We start from the raw sequence: 22,470 nt of genomic DNA, 5'->3' as shown, positions 1-22,470 counted from the left end.
TAATCAACATTTTAGGTTTAGTTATTTATATATGTCAAAAATCTCCATATGCTATAATTTATTACGAAGAATAAGGAACTGAAAAAGTGAAAGGAGATTTTTTTATGCACAAGAAGGTATTATCATTAATCTTAGTAATATCAATGATCGTAACGACTATAGCAGGGTGTGGAGGAAAAGGAGAGACAAAAACTACCGCAGGAACAACGAAAGGCAAAGCAGGTTATGCGAGTGATGCCAAAATTAAACTATGGGGTTCACAAGAAGATCAGGAAATGCTGAAAAATATGATCGCAAATTTTAAAGAAGATCATCCAGAAGCAAAAAATTGGACCATTGACATGAGCGTAATAAGTGCATCGGATGCAAAGACGGAAGTTCTGAAAGATCCATCTGTGGCAGCAGATGTTTTTGAATTTGCCTCTGATCAGATAGCAGAGTTACAAGCAGCAGGAGCGTTATATCGTATTACAAAAAACAAAGATCAGGTAATTAAAAATAGTGTTGAAAATTCCATAGAATCAGCTACGATAAATGGAGAATTATATGGATATCCAAGTACCGCTAACTCTTTCTTTATGTATTATGATAAAAGTAAATTTACAGAAGAAGAAGTTAAAAGTTTAGATAGTATATTAGCAAAAGATTTGGAAAATGGAGTTACTAATTTCTCAATGGATATTGACAATGGATGGTATCTTTCTTCATTTTTCTTTGGAGCAGGCTGTACATTATTTGGAAAAGACGGAATGGATCCGACACAATGTGATTTCAATAATGACAAAGGCGTATTAGTTGGTGATTATATTTTAGACCTTGCAGCAAATCCAAAAGTAAAAAATCATGATGGTGCTTTATTACTTGCAGCTTTTAAAGATGGTAAATTAGGCGCTACATTTTCAGGTACATGGGATGCAAAAGCGATTAAGGAATCATTAGGTGATAATTTCGGTGTGACTACGGTTCCTACGATTACGCTTGAAGACGGAACGGTAGTGTCTCCAAGTACAATCGCTAACTTTAATTTGTACGGAGTTAATGCACAGACAAAATATGCAGCTGAGTCTATGCTGTTAGCAGAATATTTATCCAATGAAAAGTGCCAGAAAATGAGATTCGAAGTAAGAAATTCATCACCAACGAATGTTAACTTATTAAAAAATAAAGAGTTATTGAATACAAGTCCGGCTGTTGCAGTTTTGTCAGAACAAGTAAAAACTTCAACAAATCAACCTTCAATTTCTCAAATAACAAATTTTTGGCAGCCAATGGAAGCCTTTGGTCAGGATTGTATTGCAAAGGCAGTAACAAAGGAAAATATGAAAGAAAAACTAGACTCTATGGTTAAAAGTGTTCTTTCAAAATTAGGGGAACAGTAACAAGACAGGAGGAGATTCTTGGTGAAAAAAAATCCGTTACATATTATAAAAGCAGATAGAAAGGCAGAGCGTTTTGTATTGCCACAAGTCATAAGGAACGGGGATGCCTATACAAAACTATCAATACTTATAATGGGAGCGGCAAACTTATGCAGAGGCCAGATCGTGAAAGGTTTAATATTTCTGGCTATAGAAATATCATTTATTTATTATATGATTGTTACTGGTATCACTTCACTTGTAAACATGACCACCCTGGGTACCCAGACCCAAGGGTGGGTATATGATGAAACACTTGGAATAGATGTGCTGACACAGGGTGATAATTCAATGTTATTACTTTTGTTCGGTGTAGTGAGTATAGTAGTAATCATATTATTTATACTTGCATGGAGGGCGAATTTAAAATCGGCACTGGAAGTACAATCGTTGAAAGAACAAGGTAAAAAAGTTCCGGGGTTTATAGATGATATTAAGGCATATTTTGATTCTAAATTAAATAGAACATTATTAACACTTCCTATGATTGGAATTCTTGCATTTACAGTACTTCCTCTTATATATATGATTCTGGTTGCATTTACAAATTATGACAACGCGCATCAGCCCCCAGGTAATTTATTTACATGGATAGGATTGGAGAACTTCAAAACTATACTGGGATCAGGAGGAACTATTTCAAAAACTTTCTGGCCTATACTTGGCTGGACGATTACATGGGCTGTATTTGCAACAGGTCTAAATTATATTGGTGGTATCTTACTAGCTCTTTTGATTAACCAAAAAGGGATAAAATGTAAAGCTCTTTGGAGAACTATTTTTGTAATGTCTATTGCGATTCCGGCTTTTGTTTCTTTATTAGTTATTAGAACAATGTTACAACCGGAAGGTGCAGTTAATGTGTTATTGAAGCAACTAGGTCTTATTTCAAAAAGTATTCCATTTTTGACGAGTGCGACCGGAGCAAAAATTACTGTTATACTAGTCAACTTATGGATTGGTATTCCATATACTATGCTTATTACTTCAGGAATTTTAATGAATATACCTGCAGATTTGTATGAAGCTGCAAGAGTTGATGGAGCAAGTGTAAGAAAGATGTTTACCAAAATAACGATGCCATATGTCTTTTTTGTAACAACACCGTATTTAATTACACAATTCATTGGTAACATCAATAACTTTAATGTCATTTATCTTCTTACGAAAGGGGAACCGAGTACGTTAGCGTATTATCAGGCAGGAAAAACTGATTTGCTTGTAACGTGGCTTTATAAATTAACTGTAAACAGTAAAGATTATTGTTACGCTTCGGCAATTGGTATTATTGTTTTCATTATTTCGGCCGTATTTTCATTAATAGCATATAGAAGGACATCATCATATAACAATGAGGAGGAATTTCAATAATGAAAAAACAAAAATCTATGTCAAAAAACAAAAAAATAAAAAATATTCTTTCCTATGTTATACTGATCATTTTGTCTATTATATGGCTGCTTCCTGTTTTTTGGGTAATTATGACTTCATTTAGGGCGGAAACAGGTTCTTATACTCCTTATTTCTTCCCGAAAGGATTCACACTTAATAACTATTTGAAGTTATTAACGGAAACACATCAATTTTATTTTGCAAAATGGTTTGGTAATACATTATTTGTGGCTGTGTGCAGTTGTATTATATCAACGTTTTTTGTATTATCGGTATCGTATGTTATGTCAAGAATGAGGTTCAAATTAAGGAAACCATTAATGAATGTAGCTATGATTTTAGGGATGTTCCCTGCGTTTATGTCTATGATTGCAGTCTATTATATTTTAAAAGGAATTGGTATTACACAATCTTTAATAGCGTTAATTATGGTATATTCCGGTGGAGCCGGGTTGATGTTTTTTATCGCAAAAGGTTTTTTTGATACGCTTTCAAGAGCATTGGACGAAGCGGCATATTTGGATGGGGCAACTAAATTTCAAGTTTTCACGAAAATTACCTTGCCGTTATCAAAACCAATTATTGTTTATACAGTGTTAACTTCTTTTTTAACACCATGGGTGGATTTTGTTTTTGCCAGTGTTATTATGGGGGACAATTATAACAATTACACAGTTGCATTAGGGTTATTTAAAATGTTGGAAAGAGAATTCATAAATGATTATTATACGCAGTTTGCAGCTGGATGTGTATTGATTTCGATACCAATTGCAGCACTTTTTATCAGTATGCAGAAATATTATGTAGAGGGGATTTCTGGAGGCGCTGTTAAAGGGTAACAGTAATATAAAAGCTTACTGCTTAGGCAGTAGGCTTTTTAACTCTATTATTAAATTAAGGAGGGTTTTAATATGATGGATCTAGAAAGAGTAAGAAAGCCATTGGAGTGGAAAGAAATTTTTGATTCAGAGGAATTTGAAAAGAATTACCATTATGCTGGTAATGACTTGGGGTTTTGTTATGACAAAGAAGCAACGAAATTTAAAGTATGGGCACCTACGGCAACATCCGTACAATTAAATTTGTTCCGTACGGGAAGTGATGATGAATTAAAAGCCGCCTGTATTGGTGAAATCAAAATGGAACGTGGTGATTATGGGGTCTGGTCTTGCATAGTAAAAGGGGATATAGAAGGTATCTATTATACATATACCATTACAAGTAATGGCTGCACACTTGAGACGGCAGATGTATATGCAAAAGCTTGTGGTGTGAATGGAAAAAGGAGTATGGTAGTAGATTTGTCTAAAACGAATCCGAAGAATTGGGAAAAAGATTATTATCGCTATGATTCCTCTTTGCAGCCTGTTCTTTATGAAATACATATAAAAGATTTTTCGAGTAACATCCATTCCGGTATTAAAGAGGAGTGGAGGGGAAAGTATCTTGCATTTACACAGAAGAATTCAACATTGGATGGAGAAGGAGAAAAACCAACATGTCTGGCATATTTAAAAGATTTAGGCATTACTCATGTTCATTTAATGCCTGTCTTTGATTTTGGTTCTGTTGATGAAAGCAGTGACTCTGATCAGTTTAACTGGGGATATGATCCGTTAAATTATAATGTTCCGGAAGGTTCTTATGCAACGGATGCTTTTGATGGAAGAGTAAGAATACATGAATTTAAGGAAATGGTCAAGTCTTTACATGAAGCAGGAATTGGTGTGGTCATGGATGTTGTTTACAATCATACCCATAATACGGAATCCGGTTTTCAATCTACAGTTCCCTACTATTATTACCGTTTAAATGAGGAAGGTAAATTCTCCAGCGGATCAGGATGTGGAAATGATACAGCAAGTGAACGATATATGTTTCGAAAATATATGGTTGAGTCAGTATGTTATTGGGCTCAGGAATATCATATAGATGGTTTTAGATTTGATTTAATGGGTCTTCATGATATTAAAACTATGAATACTATTCGTACTGCCCTTAATGAATTACCGGGTGGTGAACAAATTATTATGTATGGAGAACCGTGGAGTGCCGGAGATACTCCAATGGGAAAAAGAGCAGTACCTGCTTTAAAGAAAAATGTTGAGTATTTATATGATAACATAGCTATTTTCTGTGATGATACCAGAGATATCATAAAGGGAAGCGTTTTTGATAAGTTGGATCCCGGATTTGTAAATGGGAAAAAAGATTTAGAGGAGAAAGTAGAATCGTCTGTCTGTGCATGGTGTGATGATAAAGCCGATTTTCATCCAAGAAATCCTGGACAGATCATCTCTTATGTCTCGTCTCATGATAATTTTACATTGTGGGATAAACTGGAGTATACGTTAAAACCGGCTCCTCGTTTCTCGGATCATGACAGGAAGATTGTTCAGGTCAATAAAATGGTCGCGGGTATCTATATGACTTGTTTAGGTGCAACATTTTTCCAGGCTGGGGAGGAATTTGCCAGAACTAAGATGGGAAATGACAATAGTTTTAATTCCTCTACACAATTGAATCAATTAGATTGGAAAAGAGCGTATGAGTTTGAAGGATTAATAAAATATTATAAAGGCTTGATAAGTCTTAGAGCAGAGTTCCATGGATTTCGTGAGAAAAATAGAGAAATGGTATCGAATATTAAATTTATTAAAACGAAAAAAGAAGGCATGATTGCATTTCTTATGAAAGGGGATTCCAAAAAGTGTGATAAGTGGAATCGACTTTTGATCATCTATAATGCAAACGAACAAAAATATCATCTTAAATTGCCGAAAGGGAATTGGAATATTTTATCTGATGGCAGGAAGATTTATAAGCACTACGGTTTATTAGAAAGACGGAATCAAATTACAATTTATCCGAAATCTGTCATGATTTTAGGAGAAGAGCAGGAGGAATAAAATGAGAAGTAGTGGAATATTATTAGCGATTACATCCTTACCATCAAAATGGGGAATCGGAACATTGGGAAAAGCCGCGTATGAATTTGTTGATTTTTTAAATAGATCAGGGCAGGAGTACTGGCAGATACTACCAATTGGACCTACAAGTATAGGCGATTCTCCTTATCAATCTTTTTCCACTTTTGCAGGCAATCCATATTTAATTGACTTGGATTTTTTACAACAGGAGGAACTGCTGGATATAGAAGATTACTGCAATATCTGTTGGGGAGAACAGGAAGAAAAGGTTGACTATGGGTTGATTTATAAATACCGTTTTAAGGTTTTGAAGAAAGCATATGAGAATTTTAAAAATATGGACCAAAGAGCATTTTTAGAATTTAAAGAGGCTGAAAAAGAATGGTTGGCAGATTATGCTGTTTTTATGAGTTTAAAGCAAAAATATGATAATCGAAGCTGGCAGGAATGGGATTTAAATTTAAAAAAACGTGATAAGAAAATAATGAACCGGATAGAAGAAGAGTTGAAAGATGAAATAGAATTTTGGTGTTTTGTACAATACAAATTTTATCAACAATGGTTTAAGCTGAAATCTTATGCGAACAAAAAACAAATTAAAATAATAGGAGATATTCCGATTTATGTAGCTTTAGACAGTGCAGATGTGTGGACGAATGCCGAAATCTTTGATTTGGATGAGGATATGTGTCCTGTTCATGTAGCAGGATGCCCGCCCGATGCTTTTTCTGAAACCGGACAATTGTGGGGGAACCCGCTATATTTATGGGAAGAAATGAAAAGTAACGATTTTGATTGGTGGATGAAAAGATTTAAACATGCAATGAGAATCTATGATGTTACTCGTGTGGATCATTTCCGAGGCTTTGACAGTTACTATACAATTGAGGCAGAAGCCTTAACAGCGGAGCAGGGTACTTGGGAAAATGGACCGGGTATGGATTTATTTATTACGATTGAGAAAAATTTCGAACAGCTGGATATTATAGCTGAAGATTTAGGATTTTTAACTCCATCCGTGAAGCAATTGTTAAAATCCAGTGGATTTCCGGGGATGAAAGTATTAGAATTTGCTTTTGATAGTAGAGAATCGGGCGATTATCTTCCCCATAACTATACTCAAAATTGTGTTGTATATACCGGAACTCACGATAATTCCACCATTATGGGATGGCTTAAAGAAGCACCCGCTGAAAGTATCGAATTTTGCAAAGAATACTTTGATATTACTGATGAAGAGAATTTTGCTTGGCAATTAATTAAGCGGGCAATGGGCACAGTCAGTGATTTAGTGATTATACCAATGCAGGATTATTTACAATTAGACAATCGTGCACGTATGAACATTCCATCGACCTGTAGTGGGAATTGGCATTGGAGAATGAAACATACAGTACTTACAAAGCCACTTGAAAATCGAATTTATAAAGTTATGAAATTATATCAACGTACTCAAAGGAGGATTGAAGAAATGAGAACTTATAATGTTAAGTTAAAGGATGTAGAAAGTATAAAAAAATTTGTAAATATTATTACAAAGTTTGAAAATAATTTTGATTTAACTTCAGGAAAATATGTAGTAGATGCCAAGTCGATCTTAGGTATTTTTAGTTTGGATTTGTCCAAAACATTACAATTACATGTTTTTGGAGACAAGATTGAAAGGGTAGAAAAAGAGATACAAGATTATCTGGTTGTATAGAATTTCTGAAGGAGCGTATTGTGAAAATTCAATTAGGAAAAAACGAATGGAAAACATTCGAAAAGGGACAAGAAAAGTGTTATTTATTAACAAATGGATTAGGTGGATTCTCTTCACTTACCATGATTGGTTCTAATGCCAGAAATGATCATGCACTAATGATGACTTCCGTAAAGGCACCTAATCTTAGATTTCATATGATCACAAATGTACAGGAGAAATTGCAGATTGGTGAAAAAATTTATGATTTGTCAAATCAGGAATATGTGAATAGAACGAAAAACCAATATGGATTTACATATCTGCAAAGTGCTTCTTATGAATATTTTCCACAATGGACTTATCAGATAGAAGGCATAGAAATTGTTAAGACAATTGTAATGGTTCATGGTGAAAATACGGTCGGAGTAAGTTATAAAATATATTCACACAACAGTCAAAAGGCAAAGCTTATTTTGACTCCATTGTTAAGATTTACATTAAAAGATCAAATGTTACAAAAAGAACAATTATTTGAGCTAAATCATAATTATATCAAGAGTAACGGACAAATGCTTTATTTTCAAACAAATGGATTACTCGAGCGGAGAGAACCTTGTTATATGAAAGATTTATATTTTGAATATGATGCAAGGGATGGGCGAGAGGCTGTTGGTACCGCATTTGTTAATCATAATATTGTGATTGAGATACAAGAGGCAGAGAAAGAAGCATTTTTAATCTATAGTAATCAATTAGAAGAAAGAAAAATACAAGAAATTTTACACAAGGAAAGAAGCAGGATGGAATTATTGGAAGCGCAGTGTTCTATTCAGAATCCTGCAGGCAGGATGTTAGCCAGAAATGCGGATCAGTATATTGTTTACAGGGAGTCAACAAGAGGTAAGTCAATTATCGCAGGATATCCATTTTTTGGTGACTGGGGAAGAGATACCATGATTGCTATGATTGGATGTACCATTGTTACAAAGCAGTTCGAAGCAGCAAAGAGTATTTTAAGGACCTTTCAATCTTATTGTAGAAATGGGATTATGCCGAACGTTTTTCCTGAGGAAGGTACGCAGCCATTTTATAATACAGTGGATGCTTCTTTACTTTTCATTGAAACAGTCTATCAGTATTATTTGGCGACACAGGATAACGTATTTGTTTCAGAAATGTATCCGGTCATGAAAGAAATTATTCAATGTTATTGCAATGGAACTGAAAATCATATACATATGGATGCAGATGGTCTTATAAAAGCCGGTGCAGATCTGGAGCAGCTAACATGGATGGATGTCAGAGTAGGAGATGTACTTCCGACTCCAAGACATGGAAAGCCTGTTGAAGTCAATGCATATTGGTATAATGCACTTATGGTTATGAGTCAATTTTCTAAGGAATTGGATGATTCTAAAGATTATTATGAAGACTTGGCAGGTAAGGTAAAGGAAAGTTTTATTCAGGTATTTTGGGATGATGAGCTGGGATGCTTGAAGGATGTGATTTCAGGTACTTTGGCAGACAAACAGATTCGTTGTAATCAAATATGGGCGTTGTCAATGTCTTTTTCCATGTTAGATCAAGAGAAGTCAGAAAAAATTTTGGGAAAAGTATATGAAAAATTATATACACCTTATGGTTTGAGAAGTTTAGCTTTTGATGATAATGAGTTTCATGCATTTTGTAAAGGGAGTGCCTGGGACAGAGATATGGCATATCATCAAGGAACAGTATGGGCGTTTCCTTTAGGAGCATATTTCAGAGCCTATTTGCGTTGGTCGAAAGATAAGGTAAAAGCAATACAAACAGTAGAGCGTCAATTACAAGACTTAGAGCCATGTTTGACAGAGGGCTGCCTTGGACATATTGCTGAAATTTATGATGGTATCAATCCAAATGAATCAAGAGGTTGTTTTGCACAAGCATGGAGTGTTGGAGAAATAGTGAGAGTTTATGAATTACTGGAAAGATTCCAAAAAGAAGAACAAAGGTAAGGCAGCATTTTTGGCTGCTTACCTTTTATAAAAGACGAAAGGAGAGAATTGGGTTATGGATTTTAATGCTGTATATCATCGTGCCAATGATAATTTTTGCTATCCATTGGATAAAGAAAGACTAATTATTAATATAAAAACCGGATATGACGTAAAATATGTAAATATTGTGCAGGGGGATCCGTTCAAAGAAGGGATACTTGGAGGAGGAGAAACTTGGACAGGTGAAATTTTAAATATCCCATTTAAGAAAAGACTCAAAAATCAAATTTGGTGGACAACAACATTAGAACCTCAGTTCAAAAGATTAAAGTATTATTTTGAATTACAGACAGAGGATGAACTTTGGTATTATTTTGAAGATGGTTTTGTAAGTCAGAGACAATTAAATATGGAAGGCAGAAGCCGCCAATGTTTTGTGTTTCCGTGGATGAATCCCAGTGATATTCCTGTTGTCCCGCAATGGGTCAATGATACTGTCTGGTATCAGATATTCCCGGACAGGTTCTATAATGCTGACGCATCCATTAATCCATCTTATGTACTACCATGGAGAAACAAAGGGAAAGTTTCCAATGAAGAGTTTTATGGCGGCGATTTACAGGGGATTAAAGAAAAGCTAAATTATTTGCAAGAATTGGGGATTTCAGGTATTTACTTAACTCCAATCAATGAATCTCCCTCTTCCCATAAATATGATACAACCGATTATTTCAAAATTGATTCACATTTTGGAAGTGAAGAGACATTTCAAAGTCTGGTGCAAGAAGCACATCAAAGAAATATCAAAGTAATGTTAGATGGTGTATTCAACCATTGTGGATCAAAATTTGAACCCTGGCTGGATGTTGTTGAAAAGGGACCAGATTCAGAATACTGGGAATGGTTTCTCATAGAAGAATGGCCATTTGATTTTTCCAAAGGTGCAGCGAGAAATAAGCAGTACTATAGTTTTGCTTTTTGTGATCAAATGCCGAAACTAAATACAAATAACCCAAAAGTCCGCGACTATTTTATTCAAGTATGTGAAACATGGATCAAAAAATATGATGTGGATGGAATACGATTGGATGTAGCGAATGAATTGTCGCATACTTTTTGTAAAGAACTTAGAAAAGAATTGAAAAAGATTAAGCCGGATGTCTATATTTTAGGAGAAATCTGGCATGATGCCATGCCATGGCTTCGTGGAGACGAATTTGACGGGGTCATGAATTATCCGTTAGCCGAGAGCATTAAGGACTTTTGGATTGATAAAAGCTTGAGTAAAGAAGATTTTGAATTTATGATAAATCGATGCTACACCGGTTATATGCAACAGACCAATGATGTCTTATTTAATTTATTAGATTCTCATGACACAAAAAGATTGCGATCGGAAGTACATAGTATAGATGAATTTTATCAACAACTGGCGACCCTATTTATTATGCCCGGAAGTCCTTGTATTTTTTATGGGACTGAAATTGCAATGGAGGGTGGGCACGATCCGGATTGCAGAAGGTGCATGCCTTGGGAAGAAATTGAACAGGGTATTTATGATGAATCAATAGAGATTTTAAAACAGCTAATTTGTCTGCGGCAGCAGGAACCATTATTGAAAAGCAGGAATTTCCATTTCCCCAATTTTTATGAAAACCCAAGAGTAATTGAAATCTCTAAACTTGGGTGGATTGATAATGCAGTCGATATTATCATGAATTGCTCGGAGGAAGAAATTTCTATCGAAGAAGAAGGGGAGATTTTATTTCATAGACATTTTTCGGAAGGAATTCTAGGGAAAAATGGAATCTTGATTCGAAAAGATATCCGTTAGAAGAAATATGTTAATTAAGAAAGGGAATATAATGAACAAGATAGAAAAAGTATTAAAAACTCAGGCTAAGCTGGGATATTGGCCAGGTTTTACTATGGCTATGTATCCCAGCCAATTTGCATATGATCCTATTAATGTTGATTTTGAAAAGATATGGAGTGATAGAAATGAGGTTAATTTATATTATCATATTCCGTTTTGTAAAAAAATATGTCCGTATTGTGGGTTTTTTACAATAGCACAAAGTGATAAAGATTATATTATTAAATATGTTGATAAAATTAATGAACAAATGAAGGTATATTCGGGGTATTTTCATAATAAGGGACTAATAAAATCAATATGTTTTGGTGGTGGTACTCCAAATTATGCTCCACTTGAAGCATATTATCGAATATTTAACACTTTAAATACAATTAATATTGATCTTGATGATAAGTTAGAACCATCTATGGAAATTTCACCAGAATTAGTAGATGAGGAGTATATACTGGGATTAAATAAAGTAGGAATTAAGAGAATAAGTCTAGGTGTTCAAAGTTTGGATTTGGATCTTAGAAAGACAATTAATAGAGATAATAATTATAACTTACTCCAACTGGTTGAGGTTATGCGTAAATATGATATGAATATAAATATCGATGTAATTAATGGTATCGTAGGACAAACACCTAAACTTTTTATGAAAACTTTAGAAAGGCTAATGGAATTTAAACCAGAAACTATATCCATTTATCCTTTAGCTGGAAAAGAAAGTAGCATCTTAAAAAAAGATAATAATACTATGACAAATAAAGAAAAATATGATTTATTTCGTGTGTTACATGACTACTTATTAGAAGAAGGTTATTATTGTGAATCAAATGTAAAATTTGTTTTAAAAAATCAGACTTCTACACATCAACAAAAAATTTATGAATATCAGGGAATTGATACACTTGGTCTAGGATGTGCAGCAAGATCTTATAATTATCATACTCACTATAGTGTAGAGGAAAGATTTAATCCAACTATGAGAAAGAGTTTATTAGATGAATATATATCTAAAGATTTTAGAAATTTAAAGTATTATGGTATTCATATGAATGAACAGGAAAGAAAATGTAGGTTTGCCATATATGGTATATTTATTGGATGTGTAGATATGAATAAATATTTTAAACAATTTAAATCCTCATTTAAAACTGATTTTGCCGTTCATGTTGAAGCTATTTTAAATTTAGGTTACGTAAGAGAAACTCAAAATAATGAGCTGATCATCACAAAAGAAGGGCGTGTATATACGGATTTAATATGTACGCAGTTTTGGAGTGATAAAGTAAAGGAATTATATAAAAATACAGATAAAACGGGAGTAAAATAAAATGAATGTAAAAAACAAAATTTATAATTTAGTAATTCTAAAATCAAAAATAAAAAAAGAAAAAACAGATATGAAAGATTCTGATGATTTAATTTATGATTTAGGTTTGGGTTCCCTAAGTTTAGTAGAACTTATTGTTGATATTGAATGTGAATTTGATATTGAAATTGATGAAGATGATATTGAACAAATTTATAAATTTGGTGATTTAGTTAACTACGTGACAGAGAAAGTAAATTTCAGATAGGGAGAAGAAAAAATATGAAAACTAATGTTGTCTTAGTAGGTCTGGGACCACATGCCAAACGAATTTATATGCAGTGTTTTAAGGATAATCATATTCAACCAGTTCTAATTATAGAGGTACAGTCGAAAGCTAATGAGGTTACAAATTATATTGAAGTAAATAAGTTGCCAATCAAAACGTATTTTATTAATGATAAATATAGGTATAGTTCAAAATTATCTAAAGAGGATAACAGAAAAATTATAGAAATAATTCAAAGCATGAATATTACTCATGCTATTATTTCAACAGAACCAAAAGCTCACTATATGTATCTTTGTTTTTTCTTAAAGCATAATATTAATGTATTAGTGGATAAACCGCTTACAGCTCCAATAAACGTTAGCACTGATGTAAATAGAGCGATGCAAATTGAAAAAGACTATAAGATCATTAAGAAATTGTATACTAAAGCTAAAAAGAATAATACTATTCTACAAATACAATGTCAGAGAAGATGGCATAAAGGATATAGATTTGTACATAATTTAGCAAATGAAATTGTTGAAAAATATCAAATTCCAATTACTGCAATTCAGTTATCACATTGTGATGGAATGTGGAATATGCCGGATGAGTTTATAACGAGAGAAAATCATCCGTATAAATATGGATATGGTAAATTATTTCATAGCGGCTATCATTTTATTGATTTGCTTTCATGGTTTGAAGGAATAAATGATATTCTTGAGGACAAAAGACCGAATAATATTGAATTATATGCTTCAGCAGTAAAACCAAGTGATTTTATGCAAATTATTAACAAAAACAATTATAATAATATATTTAATAGTCATAAATATGATAGTATTTTTGATAATATTGACAAGTATAAATTTGAGAAATTTGGTGAACTAGATATATATAGCATTTTGCAATTTAAGAAAGATGATAAAGTGATTTCCACTGCCAATATTAGTCTTATGCAGGATGGATTTTCAAGAAGGAGCTGGGAAAAACTACCTGAAGATACATATAAAAGTAATGGACGTGTAAGACATGAGTATATGAACATAGAAATAGGACCGTTAATGAATATTCAAATTCATAGTTATCAGTCAAAGGAAATTAAAGATCGAATCAAAGGGAAATTGGACATTGGTGAAGTAGAACATTTTAATGTATATGTATTTAAAAATATTGATTTAATTGGTGGTCAACCATTAGAAAAATATACATTAAGGGATTTTTTCGAAAATGAAAAACAGATGTTAGGGTATAATGAATCTGCTCGAGAAGCCTGCTTTAGAGAGTTTGTAGAAAAAAAAGTTACAAGAGATACTTTTTTAGATCATGAATTAGGTATTCGTATTTTAGCAAAAGAATATGAAGCTTTGAGTAATAAATATGAAGGAAAAACTAGCTGTTTATGCTTTAATATTTAGATATAATAATTAATAAAAAAATAGGAGATAAGAGTGAAAAATCAAGAAGAATATTTTGAACAATATAAAGATAAAATATATCGTTTACTAATTCATTGTAAAGAAGATGTAGAATACTATAAAAGTAATTGGGATTTTAAATTAGATTCTATTGATGATATGACTTATGATGTTTTTTGTAAAAAAATTCCAATATTAGAGAAAAAAATCGTTCGTAAAAATTCAGAACAATTTTTAATAAAGAATGTTAGTATGGATAACTTATCAATTGATTCCACTAGTGGTACAGATGGAAAGCCAATTATCTGCTATAGAAGTAAAAAAGAAAGATTTATATGTTCCGATTCACTATGGAGATTAAGGAGAAGATTCATTCGAGACATAAGACCTTCAGATAAATTTGCAAGATTTTATGCTTTTAGAAATAAAGATAATGAAATGATTACGAACGTAGTTTTATATAAAGAAAATGATATTTTATTACCACTATTTGATTTGAGTGACAAAAAGCTAATTAATTATTGGAATGAGATAGTTAAGTTTAAACCTAGGTGGTTACATGGTCCTTCTTCAACGATATATAATCTCTCACTGGTTATCAAAAAGTACAGTTTAGAGCAGTTTCATTTTGAATTTATAGAACTTAGTGGAGAATATGTACAGGATAAACATTTGAAATTAATCGAAGAAGTATTTCAATGTCCCATTGCTAATCAGTATGGTTGCAGAGAGTATTGGCCAATGGCATATTCCGACTCGAATGGAAAATTAATGGTAGAAAAAAATAATATTTTTATTGAACAATTATATAACGAAGGACATCAGAAAAATGAGATATTAATTACTTTGTTAAAGAATAATACCTGGCCACTTGTCCGATACAGATTAGAAGATTTAGGAGAATATTGGTTTGAAGATGGGAAAATATATTTATCGTTACATAGAGGTAGGAAGGCAGACTTTTTTGTAATGGATGGAAATCGAAGATTTAATGCGATTATTTTTTCTGGAATTGCAAGGGCAATTTGTGAATTGTATGGAATGAATGTTATTTTACAATTTCAAATAAGAAAACAGTCTGAAAATGATTTATTAGTGCTACTTAGATTAAATCCAGATGCAAATAAAAAAGAAGTTATGGTGAAATATAAAAAGGAACTGCAAAAAATAGTTGGTTTTAATATTAATATTAATTTAGAAGAAGTAGAATACATAAAACCTGAAGAAAAGACTGGAAAAACGAAAGAATTTATTAATGAAACTATAGTTAATAAAATGTAAGGGGGAAATGAAATTGTATAATATTTATAAAGAAGGAATGATTATTAATCCAGATGGGGTAGCCATTGATTGCAATGAAGAGAACTATAGTTATAGAGAGTTCGATATGAAAATACAAAGATTGGCTTATAAAATTAGAGAGGAAGGCATAATGCAAAATTCAAAGATTTTAATGGTAGTAGATCATCCTTTGATTTTTGTAACAACTTTTTTTGCATTGAGTTATCTTGGAACAGTAATTATGCCTATATATACTAAAACAGGACTAAATAAAATGGAAGATATAATTGATACCTACGATATTAACTACATAGTAAAAGAAAGTAAGCTTGAAAAATTAAAGTTTAATAAAAAATATCAATATATAAATGATATAGAAGAACTAACTCTATATAAATGTAGTGAATGTATTGATGCGACTTTAGAATCAGTAAAATTAATATTATTTACGTCCGGTACTACTAATATACCTAAATCTATAATGTTATCTAATGATAATATTTTAAGTAATGTTAAGGCAATTAGTGCATATTTAAAACTTAATAGTACTGATAATATTCTTTTAATTAAAGATTTAAGTCATTCCTCTAGTATTATAGGTGAGCTGCTAGTTGGGATTTTTAATGGTTGTAAAATTGTTTTGAATTATAGTCTTCCAAGAATTAATAGTATTCTTAAATTAATAAGTACAAAAAAAATTAGTATATTTTTTGCTGTTCCTACTTTATTAAAAGGTATTGTTGAATATTCAAAGCTTAAAAAATATGATATGTCGAGCTTACGTATTATAAATTTTTATGGTGCATCTATGCATAGCAAAGATATTATGAAGGTCATAGAAAAATTTCCAAAGGTCAATTTGATTTATTCATATGGACAAACTGAGGCGTCCCCCAGAGTAACTTACATAGAAAAAAAAGATTTACTTACACATTCTTCTTCTAGTGGAAAAGCAATTGAAAAAGTAATAGTAGAAGTCTTAAATGAATCTGGAGATGTAGCAGCTCCAATGGAGATTGGTGAAATTACTATAATTGGACCGAATGTGATGCTCGGTTATTATCGAAATGAGGACAAGACGAGAAAAACAATTAAAAACAATCGACTATATTCTGGTGATTTGGGTTATATGGATGATGAAGGTTTTTTATATGTTATTGGAAGAAAAGATAACATGATCATAAGTGCTGGTAAGAATATTTATCCAGAGGAAATAGAAGGAGTACTTACATCATACAAAGATATTAAAGAAGTACTTGTAGTAGATAAGAAAAATGATAACGCAACAAGTGAACTAATTGCATATGTGGTATTGAATGAAAATGTACATTTAAATAATGAAGCAATTTATGTTTACAGTAGAATTCATTTGGAAAATTATAAAATTCCGAAAGAAATCATTGTAGTTAAACAACTAGAAAAAACAGCTAGTGGAAAAATAAAAAGAATTAACAAAATAAAAGAATAAATACTATGAAAATATAATAAACGTACTGCGAAATGGAGGGAACTATGAAAAAACCTAAAATGATTATTTTTGATTATGGTAATACGCTGGTAAAAGAGACAATTTTTAATAGTAAAAAAGGAATTGCTGCATTGGAAAAATATTTTGTATTTAAAAATAATAAGGTGGATTTAGATAGATTGGCAGAATTTTCAGACAAGATGTTTTTAGATTTAGTGAAAAAGGCTTTGGAAAATGGCGTAGAAATTCATAATATATCATGTTTGAAATTTATGTTTGAATATTTTGAAGTAGAATGTTCTTTAAATTATATTGAGATGGAAAAAATATTTTGGGATCATGCAGCATCTGGTATTAAAATGGATTATGTAGATGAAGTTTTAGAATATTTGAAAAAGCATAATATTAGAACTGGAATAATTAGTAACATATCATTTTCGAGAGAAAATGTTTTACGAAGAATAAATGAAATATTTAAAAATAATAGTTTTGAGTTTATTGTTACATCCAGTGAATATGTTTATAGAAAGCCTAATCGGTTGATTTTTGAACTTGGATTAAAAAAAGCTGGTTTGAATGCAAATGATGTATGGTATTGTGGGGATAACTTTAATAATGATATTTTAGGTGCAAGTGCTACTGGAATTTTTCCTGTTTATTTTGATTCTTGTAATAAATCAAATAATGAAAAAAATAATATTGAGTATTTATACATTACTTCATTGAAAGATTTAATTAGTAATTTAGAGGAAGCTGAATAGAAAATAATTTTATAAATAAGATTAATAATAGTGTATCGTGAATGGCAGGAGGAATCAAATGATTTTTGAAAATGAATATAGGACTATGCAAAATTATGAGTGCCTAAGTTCTTGTATCAGTAATTATTTAATATTTAATAAACATTTGATTAAGGGTAGTGATATAATTTTTTTGGGAGATGGATTTAAGATTACATACAATAATGATACAAAAACAATTAATTCAAATATGTATAGTGCAAATACAAAATTTTTAAATAATTACAATATACAGTATGAAGATGGACAATTGGAAGAGAGGTCATCTGCAATACAGTTTTTGGAACATGCAGTTAAGAAAAACGAGAGATTAATTTTAAAAGTATCTACTTTAAATTTAAATTATAATCGTGTATTTAATCAAACTGATGATTCTCCTCATTATATTAATGTAATTGGATTAGAGGGAAATGAGGTTCGAATTAGTGATGGCTGTGTTCCTACGATTGTACCTTCTAAATTTGAAGGCTTGGTTCTTTTAGATGATATTATTAATTCGTGGGAAGAAAAACATTATAAATATCTTGTAATAAGAGATGATTACATAAAATTAGAAAATATAAATATAAAAAATATAGTGAATGTTAAGGTGCAAGAAGGAATTAGTTCTTATCTTCGAGGAGGAAGCGAAAATAATTTTTATTATGGTTATGATGCAATTAAACGATGTATTAGTAATTTGTATGAATTGATAAAGAACGATAATTTTTATGTATACATTTTAGAACTGAATTATGAATTAAGAGTATATGGTTTTTTCACTCTCAAAAATATACTATTAGATAAAATGAAAGATTCGGGTATTTCTCAAAATTTATGTTTTGCATATGAAGAAATTATAAAGAGATGGAATTACATACTAATGCTATTAGTTAAATTGGGAGTGTCAAAAAATATATTTTTATTAGATAAATTAAAAAATAAAATAAATCAATGTAACATTGAAGAAAAACGTATATTGGAAGAACTTGTTTTATTTTGGAATAAAGATAAATGTGAGGATTAATATGTTTGGAGAATTAGAAATAACAGGAAATGTAGAATTTCAAGGGGATATATATGAAACAGATGAAATTATTAGATATGTACAGATTATTAAATTCAAATTTATAGAAAAAAAACTTCAAAAAGGAAAAGATGTAATTGGCATTGTACTGCGTAGAAGTCAATATATGATTTCAGTTATGTTAGCTGCTTTAGAAAGTAATATTGCATTTATAAATATAGAATTAAATATGCCTTATGATAGAATTGAGTATATGATTAAGGATTCGGGAATAAAGTATCTAGTTGTAATGGAAGATATAGGAAGTGAGTTTGCACATTATGATAAGATTTTTTTAAATGATATAGAAAATTATTCATTTAAAGATAAAAAAATTGGGGGAGAGGAATCATATAGTAACTATGAAATTGATTTTGAAAATATTGCTTATATAATTTATACATCTGGTACTTCTGGGAAACCCAAAGGAGTAGAGATAAAACGAAAAGGTATTTATAATTTAATTCAAGGTGTATGTAATCTTATACCTTTTAGAAAAAAAAGCAGAATAGCTAGTTTTACAAATAGTACTTTTGATATATTTATTTTGGAGACAATTTTAGCTATGTATGCAGGGTTAATAGTTGTAATGGCTGATGATAACCAAAAAGATAATCCTAAAAAAATCGTAGAGTTAATATTAAAACAAAAGATTGATATATTACAAATGACACCTTCAAGATTAAAATTAATTAAATTGATAGACAAGGAATGGGATTGCTTGAAAAATTTAAGTCAGATATTAATTGGAGGAGAACAGTTTCCAGAAGAATTACTACCTGAAATTAATAAAGCTACAACAGCAACAATCTACAATATGTATGGACCTACAGAAACTACAGTTTGGTCTTCAATATGTAATGTATCTGAATCAGAGTATGTACATTTAGGAACTCCAATTAGAAATACAAGATTGTATATATTGAACGAAAAAAAATTACCTATAAGCAATAAAGAAGACTTTGGTGAAATCTACATTGCTGGTGACGGACTTGCAAGGGGGTATTTAAATAATCCCAATTTGACAGAAAAATCATTTTGTAAATTAAAATGTGAACCATTTGAATGTATTTATAGAACAGGAGATTTAGGAAGATATGATGAAAATGGTAATATTAAATGTCTGGGTAGAATAGATGAGCAGGTAAAGGTACGAGGTTTTCGAATTGAATTGAGTGAAATTGATGTTAATATTGAAAAAATAGATGAAGTTAAATCATCTATTACTTGTTTCATAGAAGAGGAAGAAATATTAATTAATTTTTATGTTTCTGATAAAAATGTGGATATTAGGACACAGATAAAAAATTTTTTGCCTTCATATATGTTGCCTGCACTCTATTACAGAGTTGATAATGTGTTATTTACTGCAAGTGGAAAAACAGATAGGAAAGCGATGTTAAAAAAATATTATGAACAGAGTAATTTGAATATTTTTATTAAAAATGATGATGAAATAGAAAAAAGAGTTTTTGAAATTATTTCAAAAAGTATCCAAAGTGATGCAGCAATAAGTTTGGAAAATAAATTTTATGAATTAGGCATTGATTCTTTGAAGTTTGTATCATTGATAGTGAATTTGGAAATGGAATTTAATATTGAATTTTCAGATGATAAGTTAGTTAATTCTGCATTTAATAATGTAGGAAATTTAATATTTTATATTAAAGAATTAGTATCTACTAAAGTTGGAATTTAAAAGGATTTATGGGTGAAAGTAATGATTGAAGTTAATAATATTACTAAGGAATTTATTTCAGCAAAAAAGTATCCAGGCTTTTTTGGAGCAATAAAAGGATTGTTTTCAAATGAAAAAGTTATAAAAAAAGCTGTGGATAACGTTTCATTTTCTATTTTAGATGGTGAAATTGTTGGATATATTGGAAGTAATGGAGCAGGAAAATCAACAACAATTAAAATGATGACAGGAATTTTAACACCTACTTCAGGAAGTTGTATGATAAATGGAGTTAATCCATCTACGCAACGAAAAAAGAATGCAAAAAATATAGGAGTTGTTTTTGGGCAAAGAACGCAGTTGTGGTGGGATCTACCTCTTAGTGAAACTTATTCAATTTTAAAAGAGATCTATCAAGTAAAAGATATTGACTATAATAATAGAATTGAATTTTTAAATGAAGTGCTTAATATAGGAGAATTTTGGGACAAACCAGTTAGAGTGTTATCTTTAGGGCAAAGGATGCGAGCCGATTTAGGGGCGTCTCTTCTTCATAATCCATCTACCTTATACTTAGATGAACCAACTATTGGTCTTGATGTAGTTGTTAAAGATAATATACGTAAGGCCATAAAAGAAATAAATAGTGAGTATAATACAACGGTTATTCTAACAACTCATGATATTAAAGATATTGAGGAATTGTGTAATCGTATTATTATAATTGATATGGGGAAAAAAATTTTTGATGGTTCATTAAAAGAGTTAAAAAGTAAGCATGGATTTTATCGTAGAGTGAAATTTGAAGTTAAAAATTTAGATAAAGAATATGAAAAGAAATTATATAAAATATTAAAAATTATTAATGAAGAAATAAAAATAGAATTTGATTTGGAAAAAAATCTATTTTATGTTTTTTTTGATAAAAAGTGTATTCAGGTAACAAATATAATTAAGAATGTTATGAGTTTAGTAGAAGTAAATGATATTGTTATTCAGGAAGAGGAATTAAGTGATATAATTAGACAGATTTATAAACATAAGATATAAAATTTTTAAAAAAATTAAATAAGGAGAAAAAACGACAAAATTGTTGTTAGTATTTGAAATGAAAACATTTGTAAAAATATATGGGAAATTTACATTAAATGAAATAAAAAGGCAATTTGTATATAAAGGCAGTTTTTATTTGTTTATTGTTTGCAGTATGTTTGCATCATTTACAAATTTTTTTTTATGGAAGGCTATTTATTCTAACTCTAAAAGAGCAATAATTGGTGGGTTGAGTCAAAATGAAATGATAGTATATGTGTTCATATCATACATAACGAGTACTGTAGTTATGATTGATGTTTCCAGATATATAAATAATGATGTTATAAAAGGTAATATATCAATGAGTTTGATAAAGCCAATTAATTACAGAAATACATTAATTGCGAAAGCATTTGGTAATTTCATTTATCATTTTTTTGTACCTAATATAGTTATTGGAATCGCGATTGAAATAGTAAAGGTTTTCTTTTTGAAAATAAATATGATTAGTATAAAGCAATTGACGCTTTATTTATTGAGCATTTTTTTTAGTTTTTTAGTATATGTTCTTTTTGATTATATTTTAGGAATAATTAGTTTTTTTACTAATTATATTTTTGGGTTAAGTTTAGCAAAAATCGCAATAATTTCATTTTTTAGTGGTAGCTTAATTCCATTAAGTTTTTTTCCTAAAGTGATAAGATTAATATTAGAAATTTTACCTTTTTCAGCAATGACGTACGATCCAATAATGATATACATTGGAAAGTATAGTAATAATTATATTTTGTATATATATGGAAAACAAATTTTTTGGATTGTAGTTTTATATGGTTTGGGAGAGTTGATTTGGAACTTGGCTATAAAGAAAATGGTAATTTTAGGAGGTTAA

Annotated in this window: 17 protein-coding genes; all 17 read left to right on the top strand. The window is 30.5% G+C overall.

Going from position 1 to position 22,470, the window contains the following annotated elements; translation table 11 throughout:
• Nucleotides 1-104: 104 nt before the first annotated feature.
• The 17 genes from DWV06_RS13935 (at nucleotide 105) to DWV06_RS13855 (ending at nucleotide 22,470) form a co-directional block, all read left to right on the top strand.
• Nucleotides 105-1,379, top strand: coding sequence for an extracellular solute-binding protein (locus DWV06_RS13935; RefSeq protein WP_115482800.1), 1,275 nt, complete (start codon nucleotides 105-107; stop codon nucleotides 1,377-1,379).
• 21 nt (nucleotides 1,380-1,400) lie between these two features.
• Nucleotides 1,401-2,789 (top strand): carbohydrate ABC transporter permease, encoded by a 1,389-nt coding sequence (locus DWV06_RS13930; RefSeq protein ID WP_328587647.1) that lies wholly within the window; start codon nucleotides 1,401-1,403, stop codon nucleotides 2,787-2,789.
• 17 nt (nucleotides 2,790-2,806) lie between these two features.
• Entirely contained in the window at nucleotides 2,807-3,649 is an 843-nt protein-coding gene (locus tag DWV06_RS13925; protein WP_115483069.1) for a sugar ABC transporter permease, read from the top strand.
• 72 nt (nucleotides 3,650-3,721) lie between these two features.
• A complete protein-coding gene (pulA, locus tag DWV06_RS13920) occupies nucleotides 3,722-5,719 on the top strand; it encodes a type I pullulanase (RefSeq protein ID WP_235828971.1) in 1,998 nt (665 codons plus the stop codon).
• Nucleotide 5,720: 1 nt separating this feature from the next.
• Nucleotides 5,721-7,442, top strand: coding sequence for a 4-alpha-glucanotransferase (gene malQ / locus DWV06_RS13915; protein ID WP_115482799.1), 1,722 nt, complete (start codon nucleotides 5,721-5,723; stop codon nucleotides 7,440-7,442).
• 20 nt (nucleotides 7,443-7,462) lie between these two features.
• On the top strand, nucleotides 7,463-9,421 hold the full coding sequence (locus tag DWV06_RS13910) for an amylo-alpha-1,6-glucosidase (RefSeq protein WP_115482798.1): 1,959 nt from the start codon (nucleotides 7,463-7,465) through the stop codon (nucleotides 9,419-9,421).
• Nucleotides 9,422-9,476: 55 nt separating this feature from the next.
• Nucleotides 9,477-11,237, top strand: coding sequence for a glycoside hydrolase family 13 protein (locus DWV06_RS13905; RefSeq protein ID WP_115482797.1), 1,761 nt, complete (start codon nucleotides 9,477-9,479; stop codon nucleotides 11,235-11,237).
• Between the two features lie 31 nt (nucleotides 11,238-11,268).
• Nucleotides 11,269-12,600 (top strand): radical SAM protein, encoded by a 1,332-nt coding sequence (locus DWV06_RS13900; protein ID WP_162300649.1) that lies wholly within the window; start codon nucleotides 11,269-11,271, stop codon nucleotides 12,598-12,600.
• 1 nt (nucleotide 12,601) lies between these two features.
• Nucleotides 12,602-12,847 (top strand): acyl carrier protein, encoded by a 246-nt coding sequence (locus DWV06_RS13895; RefSeq protein ID WP_115482795.1) that lies wholly within the window; start codon nucleotides 12,602-12,604, stop codon nucleotides 12,845-12,847.
• Nucleotides 12,848-12,861: 14 nt separating this feature from the next.
• Complete coding sequence (locus tag DWV06_RS13890; protein WP_115482794.1) at nucleotides 12,862-14,271, top strand: Gfo/Idh/MocA family oxidoreductase; 1,410 nt, start codon at nucleotides 12,862-12,864, stop codon at nucleotides 14,269-14,271.
• Nucleotides 14,272-14,304: 33 nt separating this feature from the next.
• On the top strand, nucleotides 14,305-15,552 hold the full coding sequence (locus DWV06_RS13885) for a hypothetical protein (RefSeq protein ID WP_115482793.1): 1,248 nt from the start codon (nucleotides 14,305-14,307) through the stop codon (nucleotides 15,550-15,552).
• Nucleotides 15,553-15,565: 13 nt separating this feature from the next.
• Nucleotides 15,566-17,020, top strand: a complete 1,455-nt coding sequence (locus tag DWV06_RS13880) for a class I adenylate-forming enzyme family protein (RefSeq protein WP_162300648.1) — start codon at nucleotides 15,566-15,568, stop codon at nucleotides 17,018-17,020.
• Nucleotides 17,021-17,064: 44 nt separating this feature from the next.
• Nucleotides 17,065-17,781, top strand: a complete 717-nt coding sequence (locus DWV06_RS13875) for an HAD family hydrolase (RefSeq protein ID WP_162300647.1) — start codon at nucleotides 17,065-17,067, stop codon at nucleotides 17,779-17,781.
• Nucleotides 17,782-17,839: 58 nt separating this feature from the next.
• Entirely contained in the window at nucleotides 17,840-18,826 is a 987-nt protein-coding gene (locus tag DWV06_RS13870; protein ID WP_115482790.1) for a BtrH N-terminal domain-containing protein, read from the top strand.
• 1 nt (nucleotide 18,827) lies between these two features.
• A complete protein-coding gene (locus DWV06_RS13865; RefSeq protein ID WP_115482789.1) occupies nucleotides 18,828-20,564 on the top strand; it encodes a non-ribosomal peptide synthetase in 1,737 nt (578 codons plus the stop codon).
• A 21-nt stretch (nucleotides 20,565-20,585) separates the two neighbouring features.
• Entirely contained in the window at nucleotides 20,586-21,593 is a 1,008-nt protein-coding gene (locus DWV06_RS13860) for an ABC transporter ATP-binding protein (protein WP_115482788.1), read from the top strand.
• Between the two features lie 40 nt (nucleotides 21,594-21,633).
• Nucleotides 21,634-22,470, top strand: a complete 837-nt coding sequence (locus DWV06_RS13855) for an ABC transporter permease (RefSeq protein WP_115482787.1) — start codon at nucleotides 21,634-21,636, stop codon at nucleotides 22,468-22,470.

This window comes from Anaerosacchariphilus polymeriproducens (assembly GCF_003363435.1).
Lineage (GTDB): Bacteria > Bacillota > Clostridia > Lachnospirales > Lachnospiraceae > Anaerosacchariphilus > Anaerosacchariphilus polymeriproducens.
Note: the sequence above shows the minus strand (reverse complement) of the source record. Positions and strands in the feature narration are given on the sequence as shown.